Consider the following 16,740-nt stretch of genomic DNA (forward strand, 5'->3'; position numbering starts at 1 on the left):
CCCAATCAGGGCCTCCGGATAACCTTCGCGAGGCCCTTGTTCTTTGTATTACTGGCCATCCCGGCCCATCTGACCAGCGAAGAAAGTGACTCATGGCAAACCAGGCAAACACCCCCGTCCGTCGCGCTCTGATCAGCGTGAGTGATAAAACCGGCATTGTTGAATTTGGCCGCGCGCTCAGCGAACGTGGCGTTGAGCTACTGTCTACCGGCGGCACTTTCCGCCTGCTCAAAGAAAACAAGGTAGCGGTCACCGAAGTGTCCGACTACACCGGTTTTCCGGAAATGATGGATGGCCGGGTAAAAACCCTGCACCCGAAAATTCACGGGGGCATCCTTGGCCGCCGTGGCACCGACGATGCCATCATGGCTGAGCACGGCATTGATCCGATCGATATGGTGGTGGTTAACCTGTATCCGTTCGAAGATACCGTGGCCAAACCGGACTGCAACCTGGCCACCGCCATCGAGAACATCGACATTGGCGGCCCGACCATGGTGCGTGCGGCAGCAAAAAACCATAACGATGTCGCCATTGTGGTGAACGCTTCCGACTACAGCCGCGTTCTGAAAGAGCTGGCGGACAATGATGGCGAGCTGACTTACAACACGCGCTTTGACCTCGCTGTGAAAGCCTTCGAACACACCGCCGGTTACGACGGTGCCATCGCCAACTACCTGGGCGGACGCACCCCGGACAACGACAACGCCGACTTCCCGCGCACTTTCAACGCCCAGTTCGTGAAGGTTCAGGACATGCGCTACGGTGAGAACCCGCACCAGCGGGCCGCCTTCTATGCCGAGCGCCATCCGAAAGAAGCCTGCGTGGCCACCGCAACCCAGCTGCAAGGCAAAGCACTCAGCTACAACAACGTGGCCGACACCGACGCCGCGCTGGAATGCGTTAAGCCCTTCGCCGACCCGGCCTGCGTTATCGTCAAGCACGCCAACCCCTGTGGCGTGGCCATTGGCGCCGACATACTGCAAGCCTACGACCTGGCCTTTGCCACCGACCCGACCTCGGCGTTTGGCGGTATCATTGCCTTCAACCGGGAGTTGGATGCAGCCACCGCCAAGGCCATCGTTGACCGCCAGTTTGTGGAAGTCATCATCGCGCCGAGCGTAGCCCCGGACGCCGTAGAGATTGTCGCCGCGAAAAAGAACGTGCGCCTGCTGGCGTGTGGCGAATTTGATGGCGAACGGGCCCAGACCATGGACTACAAGCGGGTGACCGGAGGGCTGCTGGTACAGGATCGTGACCTGGGCATGGTATCCATGGACGATGTTAAAGTGGTCACCGAGCGCCAGCCCTCAGAGCAGGAACTGAACGACTTGCTGTTCGCCTGGGAAGTGGCCAAATACGTCAAGTCCAACGCCATCGTCTACGCCAAAGCCGGGCGTACCATCGGCGTGGGCGCAGGCCAGATGAGCCGGGTTTACAGCGCCAAGATCGCTGGCATCAAAGCCGCCGACGAGGGCCTGGAAGTGCCCGGTTCAGTGATGGCTTCCGACGCCTTCTTCCCATTCCGTGACGGCATCGATGCAGCGGCCGAAGCGGGCATCACCGCGGTGATTCAGCCCGGTGGTTCCATGCGCGACCAGGAAGTGATCGACGCCGCCAACGAACACGGCATCGCCATGGTCTTTACCGGCATGCGCCATTTCCGTCACTGATCGACACGAGTCTGGAGCAGAACATGAATATTCTGGTTATTGGTAGTGGCGGGCGGGAACACGCCCTGGCCTGGAAAGCCGCGCAGTCCCCCCGGGCCGACAAGGTCTTCGTGGCCCCCGGCAACGCCGGTACCGCCCGCGAGCCTGGCCTGGAAAACGTCGATCTGGACGTAATGGATCTGGATGGCCTGGCGGACTTTGCCGAACAGAACAACGTCGGGCTGACCATCGTCGGCCCGGAAGCGCCGCTGGTGGCTGGCGTGGTGGACAAGTTCGAAGCCCGCGGCCTGAAAGCGTTTGGCCCCAGCGCTGGCGCGGCCCAACTGGAAGGCTCCAAAGCCTTTACTAAAGACTTCCTGGCCCGCCAGAAGATCCCCACCGCCGACTACGCCAACTTCACAGACGTTGATGAAGCCCTGGCCTATGTCCGGGAAAAAGGCGCGCCGATCGTGATCAAGGCCGATGGCCTGGCCGCTGGCAAAGGCGTGATCGTTGCCATGACCCTGCCCGAAGCCGAAGACGCCATCCGCGACATGCTCGCGGGCAATGCCTTCGGTGATGCTGGCAGCCGTGTGGTTGTCGAAGAATTCCTGGAAGGTGAAGAAGCGTCCTTTATCGTCATGGTCGACGGCAAGAACGTCCTGGCCATGGCCACCTCCCAGGATCACAAGCGGGTGGGCGACGGCGACACCGGGCCCAACACCGGCGGCATGGGCGCCTACTCTCCGGCGCCGGTGGTCACCCCCGATGTGCATCAGCGCATCATGGACGAAGTCATCTACCCCACGGTGAACGGTATGGCCGCAGAAGGCCATTCCTATAAAGGATTCCTGTACGCAGGCTTGATGATCGACACCCAGGGCGCCCCCAAAGTGATCGAGTTCAACTGCCGTTTCGGCGACCCGGAAACCCAACCCATTCTGCTGCGCATGAAGTCCGATCTGGTTGCGCTGTGCGAAGCAGGCATTGAGGGCAACCTGGACCGCTGCGACTCCGAGTGGGATGAGCGCGCCTCGGTCGGTATCGTGCTAGCGGCTGGCGGCTATCCCGCTGACTACCGCAAGGGCGACGTGATCTCCGGCCTGCCTGAAAGCGAAACCGAAGGCGAGAAAGTGTTTCATGCAGGCACCAGGCTGGATGCCGACAACCAGGTGGTGACCGCCGGCGGCCGGGTACTGTGCGCCACAGCATTGGGCAACACCGTTACCGAAGCCCAGCAACGGGCCTATGCGCTGGCAAAACAGATCCGCTGGGACGGCATGTTCCACCGTAATGACATTGCCTATCGGGCCATTGCCCGCGAGCAGGACTGAGATCCTGGCAACCGCAAATACCTGTCAGCCCGGTCAATGACCGGGCTTTTTTATGGCGTAACCTTTACCAGACATCAAGCCATCATCCACCCGGGAGTTTCCTGTGCTACGCACCAGCCTGAACCTGACCCTGCTTGTTACCGTCGCCCTGGTACTGACCGCCTGTTCCAAACAGGGCCTTTACGACAGCGCCATTGGCTGGGAACGCAGCCGTGCAGGGCTGGCCCCGGCCCAGGTGTCGGTCGGCGACTTCGAGATTGCCTACCTGCACACAGAGCACCCCATCAAGGCCGATACACTGGTGATGATTCACGGCTTCGGCGCCAACAAAGACAACTGGACGCGACTGGCCCGGGAATTCAAGGGCGAATACAACGTCTACGCCATCGACCTGCCCGGTCACGGCGACAGCAGCAAGCCCCTGGACATCGGCTACCGTCTGGAAGATCAGGTGGGCTATCTGCACAGCATTTTCCAGGCACTGGAACTGGACCGGTTTCACCTGATGGGCAACTCCATGGGCGGCGCCATTACTGCGCTCTATGCAGCAGCACACCCGAAGCAGGTCGAGTCGGCCGTGTTGTTCGACCCGGCGGGTATTCTGGAACATGAAAGTGAACTGGTGGATCTGGTGATGGACGGGGATAACCCGCTGATTCCCGAAAAAGAAGGCGATTTCCGTCGGTTGATGGATTTTGCTCTGGAGCAAAAACCCTTTGTGCCCTGGCCCATCATGGATGTTATGGAAGCACAGAGCATCGCCAACAACGCGATCAATCAAGTGATCTTTGCCGACATCCAGGATTCCGGATTCCAGCCCGAATTCCGACAGGCGATCACCGGCATCCAGGCGCCGGTTCTGGTGATCTGGGGCAAACAGGACCGGGTGATCAACTATCGCAATGCCGATCTGTTTGTCGATCTGATCCCGAATGCCCGCAAGGTGATTCTGGAGGATATTGGCCATGCCCCCATGATCGAAACCCCGGAACGCTCAGCCGATCTGTTCCGTCATTTTTTGCAACAAAACTGACGGCGCGACCAAGAGCGACTACATCCCGGGCATAAAAAAGGGTAGGCTTGCTTCTTTTACCGTCTATCTTTGAAACGCAATCATGCCTGAAGCAATCTGGATATCCTTTGCCTTTGTTCTTGGCTTGCTGGTCAAAGGCATTGGCCTGCCCCCTCTGGTTGGCTACCTGGCCGCGGGCTTCGTACTCACCGGGCTGTCGTCTGTCTCCGACATCACTGCCGAGCCGACCGCGGTACTGGCCCACATTGCCCACCTGGGCGTACTCCTGCTGCTGTTTACCGTTGGCCTTAAACTGAAGCTCCGCTCCATCATCAGCCCGGAAGTCATTGGCGGCAGTCTGCTGCATTTCGGGATCACCTGCGTTGTCTTCACACCGCCTCTTTTCTGGCTGCTCGAGGTGGACTGGCTTGACGCCTTCATGCTGGCGGTTGCCCTGTCTTTTTCCAGTACCGTACTGGCCGCCAAAGTGCTCGAAGGCAAGCGGGAGCTCCGGGCCTTCCATGGCCGGGTCGCCATCGGCATTCTGGTGATGCAGGATCTGATTGCACTGGTGGTGATGAGCCTGGCGGCGGGGAAAACACCGTCTGAATGGGCGCTGATTGTGTTCGGGTTACCGCTGCTAAGACCTCTGCTTTACAAACTGCTGGACGCCAGTGGCCACGATGAGCTGCTGACCCTGCTGGGGCTTTTGCTGGCGCTGGTGCTGGGCGGTCTCGGCTTTGAATCCCTGGGCCTGAGTTCTGAACTCGGTGCCCTGGTCTTTGGCGCCATCCTGGCCAACCACCCGCGCTCCCAGGAGTTGTCAAAATCGCTCTGGAGTGTAAAAGAAGTCTTTCTGGTGGGTTTCTTCCTACAAATCGGTCTGGGTGGCATGCCCAACCAGGAAGCCATTGTTTTTGCCGTTGTCGCGGCCCTGGTGCTGCCCCTCAAGGGCCTTCTGTTTTACTTCCTGTTACTGGCCTTCCGTTTGCGGGCCCGCAGCAGCTTCCTGACGTCGCTGTCACTGGCGAATTACAGCGAATTCGGCCTGATCGTCGCCAGCGTTGCCCTGCCGGAATGGCTGATTCCCCTGGCCATCACCGTTTCCCTGTCGTTTGTGTTTTCGGCACCGGCCAACCGTTTCTCCCACGCCATCTTCGAACGGGTGGCAAAGAAGATCAGCCGCTTTGAAAGCGACAAACGCCATCCGGACGAGCAACCAATTTCCCTCGGCGACACCCGGATACTGGTCATGGGCATGGGCCGTACCGGCACCGCCGCCTACGACTGGCTGGTGCCCAATGAACCCCGGGTAATGGGCCTGGACTCAGACCCGGCGAAAGCCGAAAAGCACCGGGAGCAGGGCCGCAATGTGGTGTTCGCTGATGCCGAAGACACCACCTTCTGGGAAGGCCTGCACATGCCGGAACTGAATTCAGTGATCCTGGCCATGAGCGACATCGAAGGCAAACTGATTGCCGCACGGATGCTGCGCAAACTCGGATTCCGGGGCTACATCGTAGCGCACACCATGTACGCCGACGAAGCGGTAAAGATCCGCGAAGCCGGCGCCAACGACGCCCACCTCACCATGAACGAAACCGGCGTGGCCTTGGCCAGCCACCTGATGGATCGTTCAGAGGCACACCATCAAATGGCGCAGGTGCGAAACCCGGTATAAACATCGTTGCGAAACGGCAGGTACGCCTGACGATAGGTGCCCCGGATAACATTCGACGAGGTGGCGCAACTGCCCCCTTTCGTTACCTTGTGGGTGGCAAACTGCAAGGTGGACATGAACGGGTACATATCCACCTTGAAACCGTCGTAGGGCAGAAATTCATTACTCGTCCACTCCCACACCGAGCCAATCATCTGTCGACAACCGAAAGGGCTCTCACCGGCGGAATAGTCCCACACCGGGTTTCTAGCCATAGCACCGGCATCCAGATCCGCCAGCGCCCGATCAGGCCTCTCATTGCCCCAGGGGTAACGCCGGAAGGATTCACCGGGCCGATTTCCCAATGCCGCCGCCTCCCATTCATACTCGGTCGGTAGCCGTCGCCCGGCCCAGGTGCAGTAAGCTTCAGCCTCCCAGTAACTAACGTGGGCAACCGGCGCCTCCGGCACCAGCGCCAGCCAGCGGTCAAACACCCGCTCCTGCCACCGGCCTTCATGCCAGCGCCAGTACAAAGGGTGGTGCAACGCCCGCAACATGGGTTTGCGGGCACCGTGTACCAGCCTTACATCCTGCTCGGTCGCCAGCCACTTGCGCCCGCCGAACGACCAGAGTTCGGGACGACGGTAACCGTCGTCTTCAACAAACGCCTGAAACTCCTTGTTACTAACCAGAGTGCGACTGATGGCAAAAGCCGGAAGTTCCACCTCGAACCGGGGCTTCTCGGCATCAAAGGCAAAGTCCTCCCGGGCAAAGTGTGACGAATCCCCGGGCATGCCCATCACCCAGTGCCCGGCCGGAATTTCGGCATCACCGGACACCGGCTCACCCGGTGCCGGCCGATCCCCCAGGTAGTCGGGTGGCGCGGGATAACCCACGGTCTGGCGACACCAGATCAGCGATTCGATGTGCATGTTCTGGTGGTAAATGGCGTAGCGGTACAGATACACATCTTGCTCGGTTAACGACTGCGCCCGGATACGCTCCGCCATCCGATCGTAGATGGTGTGGAAATAATCCAGCGTCGCCTGCCGCCCCGGGAACAGGTCTTTGCGCCAGCGATCCTGATGGTCAACGTGGAACGAATCCCACAGGTCATCCATGGACGGATCGTAGCTGGCCGTGCCATCGAGCAGGTTGAAGACGAAGACTTCGTAGAAGAACGCGGCGTGGCCCATTTCCCACAGCGGCGGATTAACCCCCGGATGATAGGGGACATCGAGTTTGTCTGGCGGCAGGGAGGTGATCAACTGGCCGGTGCGGGTACGGGCCAATTCCAGTTCGTTCAGCAATGTTGCCTTATCCATATCAATGACCTTTACCAACTCAGCCTGAAGGCGTGGTGCAAGAGCGGGGTCGGAGAGGCTTTCCAAAAAACGCTCCTTACGGCACTTCCCTGTGGCGCTTCTGTACCGCCATCCCTGGCTCCACAAATTTTTGGAAAGCCTCTCCGACCCCGCTCATCAAAACTTGTCAAAACCTCACAATAACAAACAAAAAACCGCCGCCGGTAGTCACCGACGACGGTTCCCTGATTATATCTATGATCAGCCTCGTAGATTCAGCCTAATTCAGCCTGAATCTACCGACCGCTCAAGCGGTCAGGCCGTCTTGCGCTTGCGCCGCCAGTCCGCCAGATCCTCGATCAGCTTGTAGAACAGCGGCACGAAGAACAGCGCCAGGGTACTGGCCACCAGCATACCGCCGACCACCACCGTACCGATCTCCTGACGGCTGACTGCACCGGCGCCGGAACTGAACGCCAGGGGCAGAGAGCCCACGATAAAGGTCATGGCGGTCATCATGATCGCCCGGAAACGCTGACGGGCTGCGGTGCTGGCCGCCTCGAAGGAGCTCATGCCCTTCTGACGGTTCTGGGCGGCAAATTCCACAATCAGAATTGCGTTCTTGGCCGCCAGGCCGATCAGTACCAGCAGGCCAACCTGGAAGTAAATGTCGTTCGGGAAGCCCCGCAACAACGACGCCAACGCCGCACCAAACACACCAAAAGGCACGGCAGTGGCCACCGCTACCGGCAGTCCCCAGCGCTCGTACTGGGCCGCCAGGATCAGGAACACCAGCAGCAAACCCATACCGAAAGCCATGGTGCCGGAGTCGGCGGAGTCCTGCAGCTGATACGCTTCACCGGTCCAGCCCAGCAGGGTGTTACGGTCGAACTGCTCACTGGCCACTTCCTGCAGAGCCTTAATGGCATCACCACTGGTGAAGCCCGGGCCGGGTTCTGCCAGCAGTTTGGCCGCCGGGTACACGTTAAAGCGATTCAGAATATCCGGGCCACTGGTGCGTTCCAGCTCAACCAGAGAACTCAGCGGAATCATTTCTCCGTAGGTAGAGCGCACAAACACCTTACGCAGATCGTCCGGGTGGCTGCGGAATTCACCCTCTGACTGCAGGGTAACCTGCCAGTTACGGCCCTGCAGGGTGAAGTCATTCACATACAGGCCACCAAAGGTGCTCTGCATGGTGGTGAAAATCTGATCCAGCGGAACACCCGCGGCCTGGGCCTTTTCACGGTCGACGTTGGCCTGGTAGCGGGGAATGCCGGTGTCCAGGGTAACCCGCACGTTGGTCAGTTCCGGGCGCTGATTGGCAGCTTGAGTGAAGCCGTCGGCCATGGCCTTGATCTCGGCCGGAGTCTTACCGCCCCGGGCCTGGATATACCCTTCCACACCGCCAGTGGTCGACAAGCCCTGAATGGGCGGCGGCGTGAAGGCAATCACAAAGGATTCCGGCATGCCAAACCCAATACCCATGATTTTCTTAGCGATATCGGCGGCACCCTGGCCCTCCCCTTCGCGTTCAGCCCAGTCCTCCAGGGTTACGAAGGCAACCCCACTGTTAGTTCTCAGGGCGCTGGAAATAATGTCAAAGCCGGCGAAAGCAACTACATCCTTCACTTCCGGCAAGGACTTCAGAGTCTGCACCAACTCATCCCGCGAATCTTCGGTTCTGCTCAGAGCCGACGTGGGCGGCAGAGAATAGGCACTCAGCACAAAGCCCTGATCTTCTTGAGGCACCAGGCCCGAGGGCATTTTGTCGAGCAGCAGCACGGTGCCGCCCAGCATGGCCACAAACAGCACCACACCAATCACGGCGTGGCGCAGCAGCCAGTCCACCACGGCAGAGAAACCCTGGGTCAGCTTGTCGAAACCGGCATCAAACCAGCGGAACACGGTCAGCTGCTTACCCTCATGGCCCAACAGCAGGGCACACATGGCCGGGGTCAGGGTCAGAGCAACCACACCCGACAACACCACCGATACCGCGATAGTAATAGCGAATTGGCGATACAGCTCCCCACTGAGCCCGCCCAGGAAGGCCACCGGCGCGAACACCGCCACCAGTACCAGGGTAGAGGCAACCACCGCACCGGATACCTGTTGCACGGTCGTCACCGCTGCCTCGTAGGGTGACGCACCCTCTTCCTTAATCAGCCGCTCGGCGTTTTCCATGATGATGATGGCGTTATCCACCACCACCCCGATGGCCAGTATCAATCCGAACAGGGTCAGCAGGTTGATCGAGAAGCCCAGCGCCTGCATTCCGGCAAAGGTACCGATCAATGACACCGGAATCGCAATCAGCGGAATCAGCGTGGCGTTAAAGTGCTGAAGAAACAAGAAGGTAATGGCAATAACCAGCAGCACCGCCACCACCAGGGTCGAAATCACTTCCTGAATGGAGATGTCGATAAAACGGGTGGTGTCGTAAGGTACCGAATACTCGAGCCCCTCGGGGAAGCGGCTGGAGATTTCTTCCATGGCTGCATTGACGGCTTCCGCGGCATCCAGAGCGTTGGCGCCCGGCTGCAGGTAAACCCCCATGGGTACGGTCACTTCACCGTTATACACCGCTGAGAAATCGTAGTTTTGGGCACCCAGTTCAATGCGGGCCACATCCTTGAGCCGAAGAGAGGCACCCTGGTCGTCACTGCGCAGAATCACTTCTCCGAACTCTTCCGGACTGGACAGGCGACCCGGCACCGACACACTGAAGGTAAACGCTTGGCCCGCAGGGGCGGGCTCCGCACCAATCCGACCAGCGGCAAACTGGGCATTCTGGGCTCGCAATGCCGTCGCCACATCAGCGGGTGTCAGTTCATACTGGGCCAGTTTGTCCGGGCGCAACCAGATGCGCATGGAATAGTCCTGAGCGCCGAACAGTGAGGCATTCCCGATGCCCGGCAGTCGCACCAGTTCATCCAGCACGTTCAACAAGGCGTAGTTGGAAATCTCTACAACACTCATGGAACCATCGGCTGAGGACAGGGCCAGCACCTGCAAGATGGACGTGGATCGGGCTTCAACCTTCAGGCCCTGATCCCTCACCGATTGGGGCAATCGCGCTAGCGCCTGCTGCACCCGATTGTTCACGTTGATGGTGGCCTGATCCGGATCAGTACCGATCTCGAAAGAAATCGACACCCGGAAACTGCCGGAATCCGTGGCGCTGGACTCCATGTAGATCATGTCGTCAACACCGTTGATTTCCTGCTCCAGCGGTGCCACCACCGAATCGGAAATGACATCGGCACTGGCTCCGGGGAAGCGGCCATCCACCACCACCTGTGGTGGCACCACGTTCGGGTACTGTTCGATGGGCAAGCCAATCAGAGCCAGGGCTCCGCCCAGGGTAATAATGATCGAGATAACCGACGCAAAAATAGGCCGGTCAATAAAGGTTCTCAACATCAGTTCGAGCCCTCCCCGGCCTGATCGTTCACCACCCGTACCTGGGCACCGTCACGCATGTTCACCAGACCGCTGACAATAAAGCGGTCGCCCGGCTCCAGACCACTGAGAACAATCTGGGCACCGTCACTGACCGGCCCCAGCTCAACCTGGCGGGACTGAGCCTTGCTGTCGTCGCCCACCACGTACACCACCGGGCCCTTCGGACCCTGAGCCACGGCCTTCTCCGGCACGGTGATCACATCGCTGAAACTCTGCAGCTCTACCCGTACCCGCACAAACTGACCGGGAACCACCAGGTGATCCGGGTTGGGAAACACCGCTCGCGCCGAGACGGTACCGGTTCTGGGGTCAAGGGTGGAGGCCGTGAAATCAATGCGGCCACTCAGATCGTATTCGGTTCCGTCGGCCAGAATCAGGCCGGCGGAAATATCTTCCTTGCCATTGGTGCCAGCCATGGCCTCACGGGCACGGCGACGAATGCTGGCATCCGTCTCCGGCAGCGCAAAGCGAATGTGTACCGGGTCCAGCTGGACAATGGTGGTCAGCAAAGTACCGCTGTCGATCAGGCTACCTTCCGGAAAATCCTCAAGGCTGGTTACACCACTGATCGGTGCAGTGACATCGGTGTAACCCAGATCGAGCTGGGCGGTGGTGACGCCTGCCGTGGCCACCGCAAGGTTGGCTTCCGCCAGTTCCAGCGCAGACTGGGCAGCATCCCGCTCCCGCTCACTCACTGCTTTGCGCTCGAACAGGGATGCAATACGCTTCCACTCACGCTCGGCCTGCTGCATATCTGCCTGGGCCACCTGACGTTGCGCTTCGGCCCGTTGCAACTGGGCTTGCGCCTGCTTCCGGTCGATCCGGAACAGGGAGTCGCCCTCCCGAACCACCTGGCCTTCTTCATACAGGCGCTCTTCGAGAATGCCGCTGATACGGGCCCGCACTTCCACTTCCCGGGCCCCATTGGCCCGCCCGGCGTAATCCTGGCGCACCGACACATCGGTGGGTACCGCCTCCTGAACCACCACGGCTGCCGGAGGAAGCCCTCCGCCAGCCTTCGGCTTGCCAGCGTCGTCACTACTGCAGCCTGCCACCAATAGCATGGCTGACAGGCCTGCGGTTATCAGCCCCTTGCGGGAAATCGATCGAGCAAATGTATCAACGGGCATGGTGCGGTCTCCTGAATACCTGAGCTGATGATGCCGTGCGAGAATTCCTATACGGACACAAGCGCCCATATGCTTGAAAATTAGAGCGGGAAAGATACATTCATTCGTGTATGTATGTAAACTGATTTCCGCTATACTTAGGTACTTTTCCCGAGCCGGGATCGACCACTGGCCTCCATAGGCCGGGAAACATAGACTGCAAACAACCGAACACGAAAAGGCCCAACCATGGCAAGACGAACCAAAGCCGAAGCCGAAGCGACCCGGGAGTCCATTCTCGACTCGGCCGAGTGCGTATTCATGAGCAAAGGCGTTGCGCGGGCCTCACTGGAAGAAATCGCCCGTACCTCGGGGGTCACCCGGGGCGCGGTGTACTGGCACTTCAAGAACAAGCAGGACATTCTGGACGCCATGCTTGAGCGCGTGCGCGCCCCCCTCGGAGCTATGTTAGACGACGCCGCCACCAGCGGCGACAGTCTGACCAATCTGCGGCAATTATGCATTATTTCCCTGCGAAAACTGGCCACTGACGAGCAGTACTTCAGGGTGTACTACATTCTGTTTCATCGCAACGAAACCGACCAGGCGCTGAGTAAACACAGGGAAGTGGCGGCCCAGGCCGTCGACTTTGTCAGCTCGTTGCTCACCGCTCCAGAAAACCGCCAGCGCCTGCGGCCGGGACTGACTCCGGAACTGGCCGCCCACATTCTGCACAGCCAGATGCTGGGGCTGTTTTTCGACTACCTGGTGCACCCGGAGCGCAAAGAGTTTGCCGAGCAAGCCCCGATCATTGTTGATGCCTTATTAAGTGGCTTGATTATTGATGAACATTAAATTCCTTCGCCTGGTCGTTCTGGCTCTGTTGAGCGGCACGCTTGCCGGTTGCGCCCTGCCCGCGATCGACAACCAGGCCACCGTTATTGGCGGGCGCAACATCGGTGACGAATACTTCGGAGCCACCAACGGCGTGCTGTTCAACGATCTGGATGTGATGGCCATCGGCCCGATTGTGCCCCGGGTTTCCAGCGATTTTGATCGGTACTGGAACCATCAGCTCAGCTATCCGGCAACCAGCCTTCTGGGCAAACCCTCGACCGCTCCCGAAATCGTATTGGACAAACTCAAGGCCAAGCAGGACACTGGCGCGATCAAACGCAATAAATCTGCAGGCCCTCTGGGCAGCTCCGGCTCCAGCCTGCACGCCAAAACTTTCATCGTGGATGGCCGCAAGATCTTTGTCGGCTCGTTCAATTTTGACCCCCGTTCGATCAACCTGAACACCGAACTGGGTTTCGTGATCGAAAGCCCGGAACTTGCCGACACCATGGAACGAACCATGACCGAGCGCCTGCCTTCTGACAGCTACCGGCTGAGCCTCAATCGCGATGGCGACCTCTACTGGGTGGAGGAAACGCCCTCCGGAAAAATTATCCACAGCTCTGAGCCTTACACACCGGCCGGGCGGCGCTTTCTGGTCTGGCTGATGTCGATACTGCCTCTGGAGCCGTTGCTGTAATCAACCCCAGAGCCACAGAATCAGCGGAACGGCGGTGGCGGTGACTACCAGCGACAGCGGCAGGCCCAGCCGCCAGTAGTCACTGAAACGATAACCGCCAGGCTCCATCACCAGGGCATTGGACTGATGGCCGATCGGCGTCAGGAACGCGCAGGAGGCACCAATGGCCACCGCCATCAGTGCCGCGTCTGACGCCAATGACAACTGGGCAGACACCCCCAGCGCCACTGGTGCCACCAGAATCGCGGCGGCGGCGTTATTGACCACGTTCGACAACAGCATGGTGCCAGTCAGCAGAATGGTCAGCACCAGCCAGTGGGCCTGGCCCTCACCCAGCCTCAGTATCTGCCCGGCAATCAGATCAGCACCACCGGTGGTTTCCAGTGCCTGGCCAATGGGGATCATCGCCGCCAGCAGCACAATCACCGCCCAGTCGATGGCCTCATAGGCATCGCTGGCACTCAACAGCCCCACCAGCACCATCGCCATGGCACACCCCACCAGCACCACCGGTGGTGACAACACGCCGGAAACAATGACGGCAATGGCCGCAACGAACAGGCCGCCTGCCAGGCCCAGCTGTTTGTTTCTGCCAAACGTCAGGCCCCGCTCCGCCAGCGGCAGACAACCCAACTCCTGCAATGTCCCTGAGACACTGCCCTCAAACCCCTGAACCAGCAGAATGTCCCCCGAGCGAAAACGGATATCCACCAGGCGCTGCTTCAACCTTTGCCCCTGCCGGGCAACCGCCACCACGTTCACACTGTAGCGTTCCCGCAGGTTAAGCCGGTTGGCGGTTCGCCCGATCAGTCTTGAGCCAGGGCTGACCACGGCCTCTACCAACCGGACATCGCCGGTGATCAATTCGTCTTCGGCGTTGTCACGACGGGCTCTCGCTCTGGCGGCCTCCGGCGGCGACTCCTGATCATCGGCCTCCTCGTCTTCGGGATCCACCGAATGAGCCAGCTGCAGCCCGGTCTGATCAACAAATTCTTCCAGGCTTTCAGTATCCGACTCTACCAGCAGTACATCGCCTTCCCGGAGAATCATGAAGGTGGAGGGTGCCGGCGTGGCCTGGTCATCCCGTATCAGCGACAACACCGCCAGGTTTTTCTGCCAGTCGCCCTCGGTGAGTAGCGTATGCAGGGTGCCCCCGGCGTAATCCGAGCCATCCGGAACCTTCAATTCAGTCAGATAGTCGCCAACGCTGAACAACCGCTCCCCGGCCGCCGGATCATCGCGCTTCGGGGTCAGGCGCCACCCGATCAGCGAGATAAAGGCGATCCCCGCCAGGGTGATGGCCAGGCCAACCGGGGCGAAATCGAACAGTCGAAACGACCCAGCCTCCCGATAGCTGGCAATGATGATGTTGGGGGGCGTGCCGATCAGGGTAATGGTGCCGCCCAGTAACGAGCCGAACGCCAGGGGCATCAACAATAGCGACGGTGACCGGCCGGACTGCCGGGACATCCAGATGGCCACGGGCATCAGCAGCGCCAGCGCCCCCACGTTATTGATAAAGGCCGAACAGACTGCAACCACCAGAGTCAGTGTGAGAATCTGCGCCACGGCATGGCGCCCGACCCGGGCCAGCAGGCGGGCGATTTCATCCACCACCCCGCCGTTCACCAGCCCCTGGCTGATCACCAGAACCGCCGCCACGGTAATCACCGCAGGATGACCAAACCCGGCAAAAGCCTGTTCCACCGGCACAATACCCAGCACCGAAACCGCCAACAGCGCCAACATGGCCACCACATCAAACCGTAGCCGATTCCAGATGAACCCTGCCAGGGCCACCGCAAGAATGGCAAACACGGCCCATTTGTCCGAGAGAAAAGGCATCGACGTGTCCATTGTCACTGATATCAACTCATACAGAATAGCCGTGAAGGCGCCCCACAGGTATCCCTGCTGGCCCGCCTCAAAAAAACAAAACCCCGCAGAGCATGATGCTTTGCGGGGTTTCGGGTAGCTGGCAGACACCGTTGGCGGTGCCTGCCGGACAACCTGAGCCAGTCGATTAACCGAACTGGTTCATGGTGTTGTCTTTACCACCGGCTTTCAGAGCCGCTTCACCAGCGAAGAACTCTTTGTGGTCATCACCGATGTTGGAACCGGCCATGTCCTGGTGCTTCACGGTGGCGATGCCCTGACGGATTTCCTGACGCTGCACACCCGCAACGTAAGCCAGCATGCCTTCGTCACCGAAGTAGCCTTTGGCCAGGTTGTCGGTAGACAGAGCCGCCGTGTGGTAGGTCGGCAGCGTGATCAGGTGGTGGAACACACCCGCTTCGCGAGACGCATCACGCTGGAAGTTACGGCACCACTCGTCAGCCAGCTGGCCCAGCTCGGTGTTGTCGTACTCTGCACTCATCAGCTTGGCGCGGTCGTAGGCAGATACATCCTTGCCTTCTTCCTGCATGGCATCGAACACCTGCTGACGGAAGTTCAGAGTCCAGTTGAAGGACGGGCTGTTGTTGTAAACCAGCTTGGCGTCGGGCACCACTTCCTTGATACGGTTAACCATGCTGGCGATCTGGCCAACGTGCGGCTTCTCGGTTTCGATCCACAGCATGTCTGCGCCGTTCTGCAGGCTAGTGATACAGTCCAGAACCACACGGTCTTCGCCAGAGCCCGGCTTGAACTGGAACAGGCCAGAGGCCAGACGCTTCGGCTTCAGCAGCTTGCCGTTGGACTTGATCACTACGTCGCCGTTTTCAATCTGGGAGGCGTCTTCGATGTACTCACCATCGATGAAGCTGTTGTACTGGTCGCCCAGGTCGCCCGGCTCGTTGGTGACCGCGATCTGCTTGGTCAGGCCAGCACCCAGAGAGTCGGTACGGGCAACGATAACACCGTCGTCCACACCCAGCTCCAGGAACGCCAGACGAACCGCGTTGATCTTGGACAGGAAGTCGGCGTGGGGAACCGTTACCTTGCCGTCCTGGTGACCACACTGCTTCTCGTCAGAAACCTGGTTTTCGATCTGGATACAGCAGGCACCCGCTTCGATCATCTTCTTGGCCAGCAGGTACGTGGCTTCGTCGTTACCGAAACCGGCGTCGATGTCGGCAATGATCGGTACAACGTGAGTTTCGTGGTTATCGATCTGCTGCTCGATTTCCTTGGCCTTGGCAGCGTCACCGGCTTGCTCGGCTTCTTCCAGCGCACGGAACAGGTGATTCAGTTCCCAGGCATCGGCCTGACGCAGGAAGGTGTACAGCTCTTCGATCAGGCCAGGAACCGCGGTCTTCTCGTGCATGGACTGATCCGGCAGCGGACCGAACTCGGAACGCAGGGCAGCAACCATCCAGCCAGACAGGTACAGGTAACGACGCTTGGTGTTACCGAAGTGCTTCTTGATAGAAATCAGCTTCTGCTGACCAATGAAACCGTGCCAGCAACCCAGAGACTGGGTGTACTGAGAAGAATCCTTGTCGTAGTTCGCCATGTCTTCGCGCATGATCTTGGCGGTGTACTTGGCGATGTCCAGACCCGTCTTGAATTTGTTCTGGGCGCGCATGCGAGCCGCGTGCTTCGGGTTGATAGCATTCCAGGTCGGGTTCTGCTTCACCAGGGAAGCGATTTGGTCAACGTCTTGTGCGTAAGGCATGGTCTCTATCCTTTCTACGTTTGTGTTCAAAAGGGTCCGGAAGGCTTG

The 16,740-nt window shown here is 59.5% G+C and carries 11 protein-coding genes; 6 read left to right on the forward strand and 5 right to left on the reverse strand.

Annotated features, from left to right (window positions below; translation table 11 throughout):
- Positions 1-92: 92 nt before the first annotated feature.
- The 4 genes from purH to C7H09_RS09010 all read left to right on the forward strand — a co-directional run bounded on the left by purH (position 93) and on the right by C7H09_RS09010 (position 5,679).
- Positions 93-1,673: a bifunctional phosphoribosylaminoimidazolecarboxamide formyltransferase/IMP cyclohydrolase gene (purH, locus tag C7H09_RS08995; protein WP_106762218.1), complete on the forward strand. Its 1,581-nt coding sequence runs from the start codon at positions 93-95 to the stop codon at positions 1,671-1,673.
- 23 nt (positions 1,674-1,696) lie between these two features.
- A complete protein-coding gene (gene purD, locus C7H09_RS09000) occupies positions 1,697-2,986 on the forward strand; it encodes a phosphoribosylamine--glycine ligase (RefSeq protein ID WP_106762219.1) in 1,290 nt (429 codons plus the stop codon).
- 103 nt (positions 2,987-3,089) lie between these two features.
- On the forward strand, positions 3,090-4,019 hold the full coding sequence (locus tag C7H09_RS09005) for an alpha/beta fold hydrolase (RefSeq protein WP_106762220.1): 930 nt from the start codon (positions 3,090-3,092) through the stop codon (positions 4,017-4,019).
- 82 nt (positions 4,020-4,101) lie between these two features.
- Complete coding sequence (locus C7H09_RS09010) at positions 4,102-5,679, forward strand: cation:proton antiporter family protein (protein ID WP_106762221.1); 1,578 nt, start codon at positions 4,102-4,104, stop codon at positions 5,677-5,679.
- On the opposite strand, the gene C7H09_RS09015 is transcribed toward C7H09_RS09010, so the two are convergent.
- From C7H09_RS09015 to C7H09_RS09025, 3 genes are all read right to left on the reverse strand, one after another.
- The gene (locus tag C7H09_RS09015; RefSeq protein ID WP_106762245.1) at positions 5,649-6,983 is read right to left on the reverse strand and encodes an SUMF1/EgtB/PvdO family nonheme iron enzyme; all 1,335 of its coding nucleotides are present in this window, start codon (positions 6,981-6,983) and stop codon (positions 5,649-5,651) included. The genes C7H09_RS09010 and C7H09_RS09015 overlap by 31 nt on opposite strands.
- A gap of 294 nt (positions 6,984-7,277) precedes the next feature.
- Positions 7,278-10,388, reverse strand: coding sequence for an efflux RND transporter permease subunit (locus C7H09_RS09020; protein ID WP_106762222.1), 3,111 nt, complete (start codon positions 10,386-10,388; stop codon positions 7,278-7,280).
- Positions 10,388-11,560 (reverse strand): efflux RND transporter periplasmic adaptor subunit, encoded by a 1,173-nt coding sequence (locus tag C7H09_RS09025; RefSeq protein ID WP_106762223.1) that lies wholly within the window; start codon positions 11,558-11,560, stop codon positions 10,388-10,390. Before C7H09_RS09025 ends, C7H09_RS09020 begins: the two co-directional genes overlap by 1 nt.
- A gap of 228 nt (positions 11,561-11,788) precedes the next feature.
- On the opposite strand from C7H09_RS09025, the gene C7H09_RS20400 reads away from it, so the two are divergent.
- The gene (locus tag C7H09_RS20400; protein ID WP_106762224.1) at positions 11,789-12,394 is read left to right on the forward strand and encodes a TetR family transcriptional regulator; all 606 of its coding nucleotides are present in this window, start codon (positions 11,789-11,791) and stop codon (positions 12,392-12,394) included.
- A complete protein-coding gene (locus C7H09_RS09035; protein WP_106762225.1) occupies positions 12,384-13,076 on the forward strand; it encodes a phospholipase D-like domain-containing protein in 693 nt (230 codons plus the stop codon). Before C7H09_RS20400 ends, C7H09_RS09035 begins: the two co-directional genes overlap by 11 nt.
- On the opposite strand, the gene C7H09_RS09040 is transcribed toward C7H09_RS09035, so the two are convergent.
- Positions 13,077-14,921: an SLC13 family permease gene (locus tag C7H09_RS09040; RefSeq protein WP_106762226.1), complete on the reverse strand. Its 1,845-nt coding sequence runs from the start codon at positions 14,919-14,921 to the stop codon at positions 13,077-13,079. It lies immediately after the preceding gene.
- A gap of 178 nt (positions 14,922-15,099) precedes the next feature.
- Entirely contained in the window at positions 15,100-16,692 is a 1,593-nt protein-coding gene (locus C7H09_RS09045) for an isocitrate lyase (RefSeq protein ID WP_106762227.1), read from the reverse strand.
- Positions 16,693-16,740: the final 48 nt, after the last annotated feature.

It is taken from the genome of Marinobacter fuscus (genome assembly GCF_003007675.1).
GTDB lineage: Bacteria > Pseudomonadota > Gammaproteobacteria > Pseudomonadales > Oleiphilaceae > Marinobacter > Marinobacter fuscus.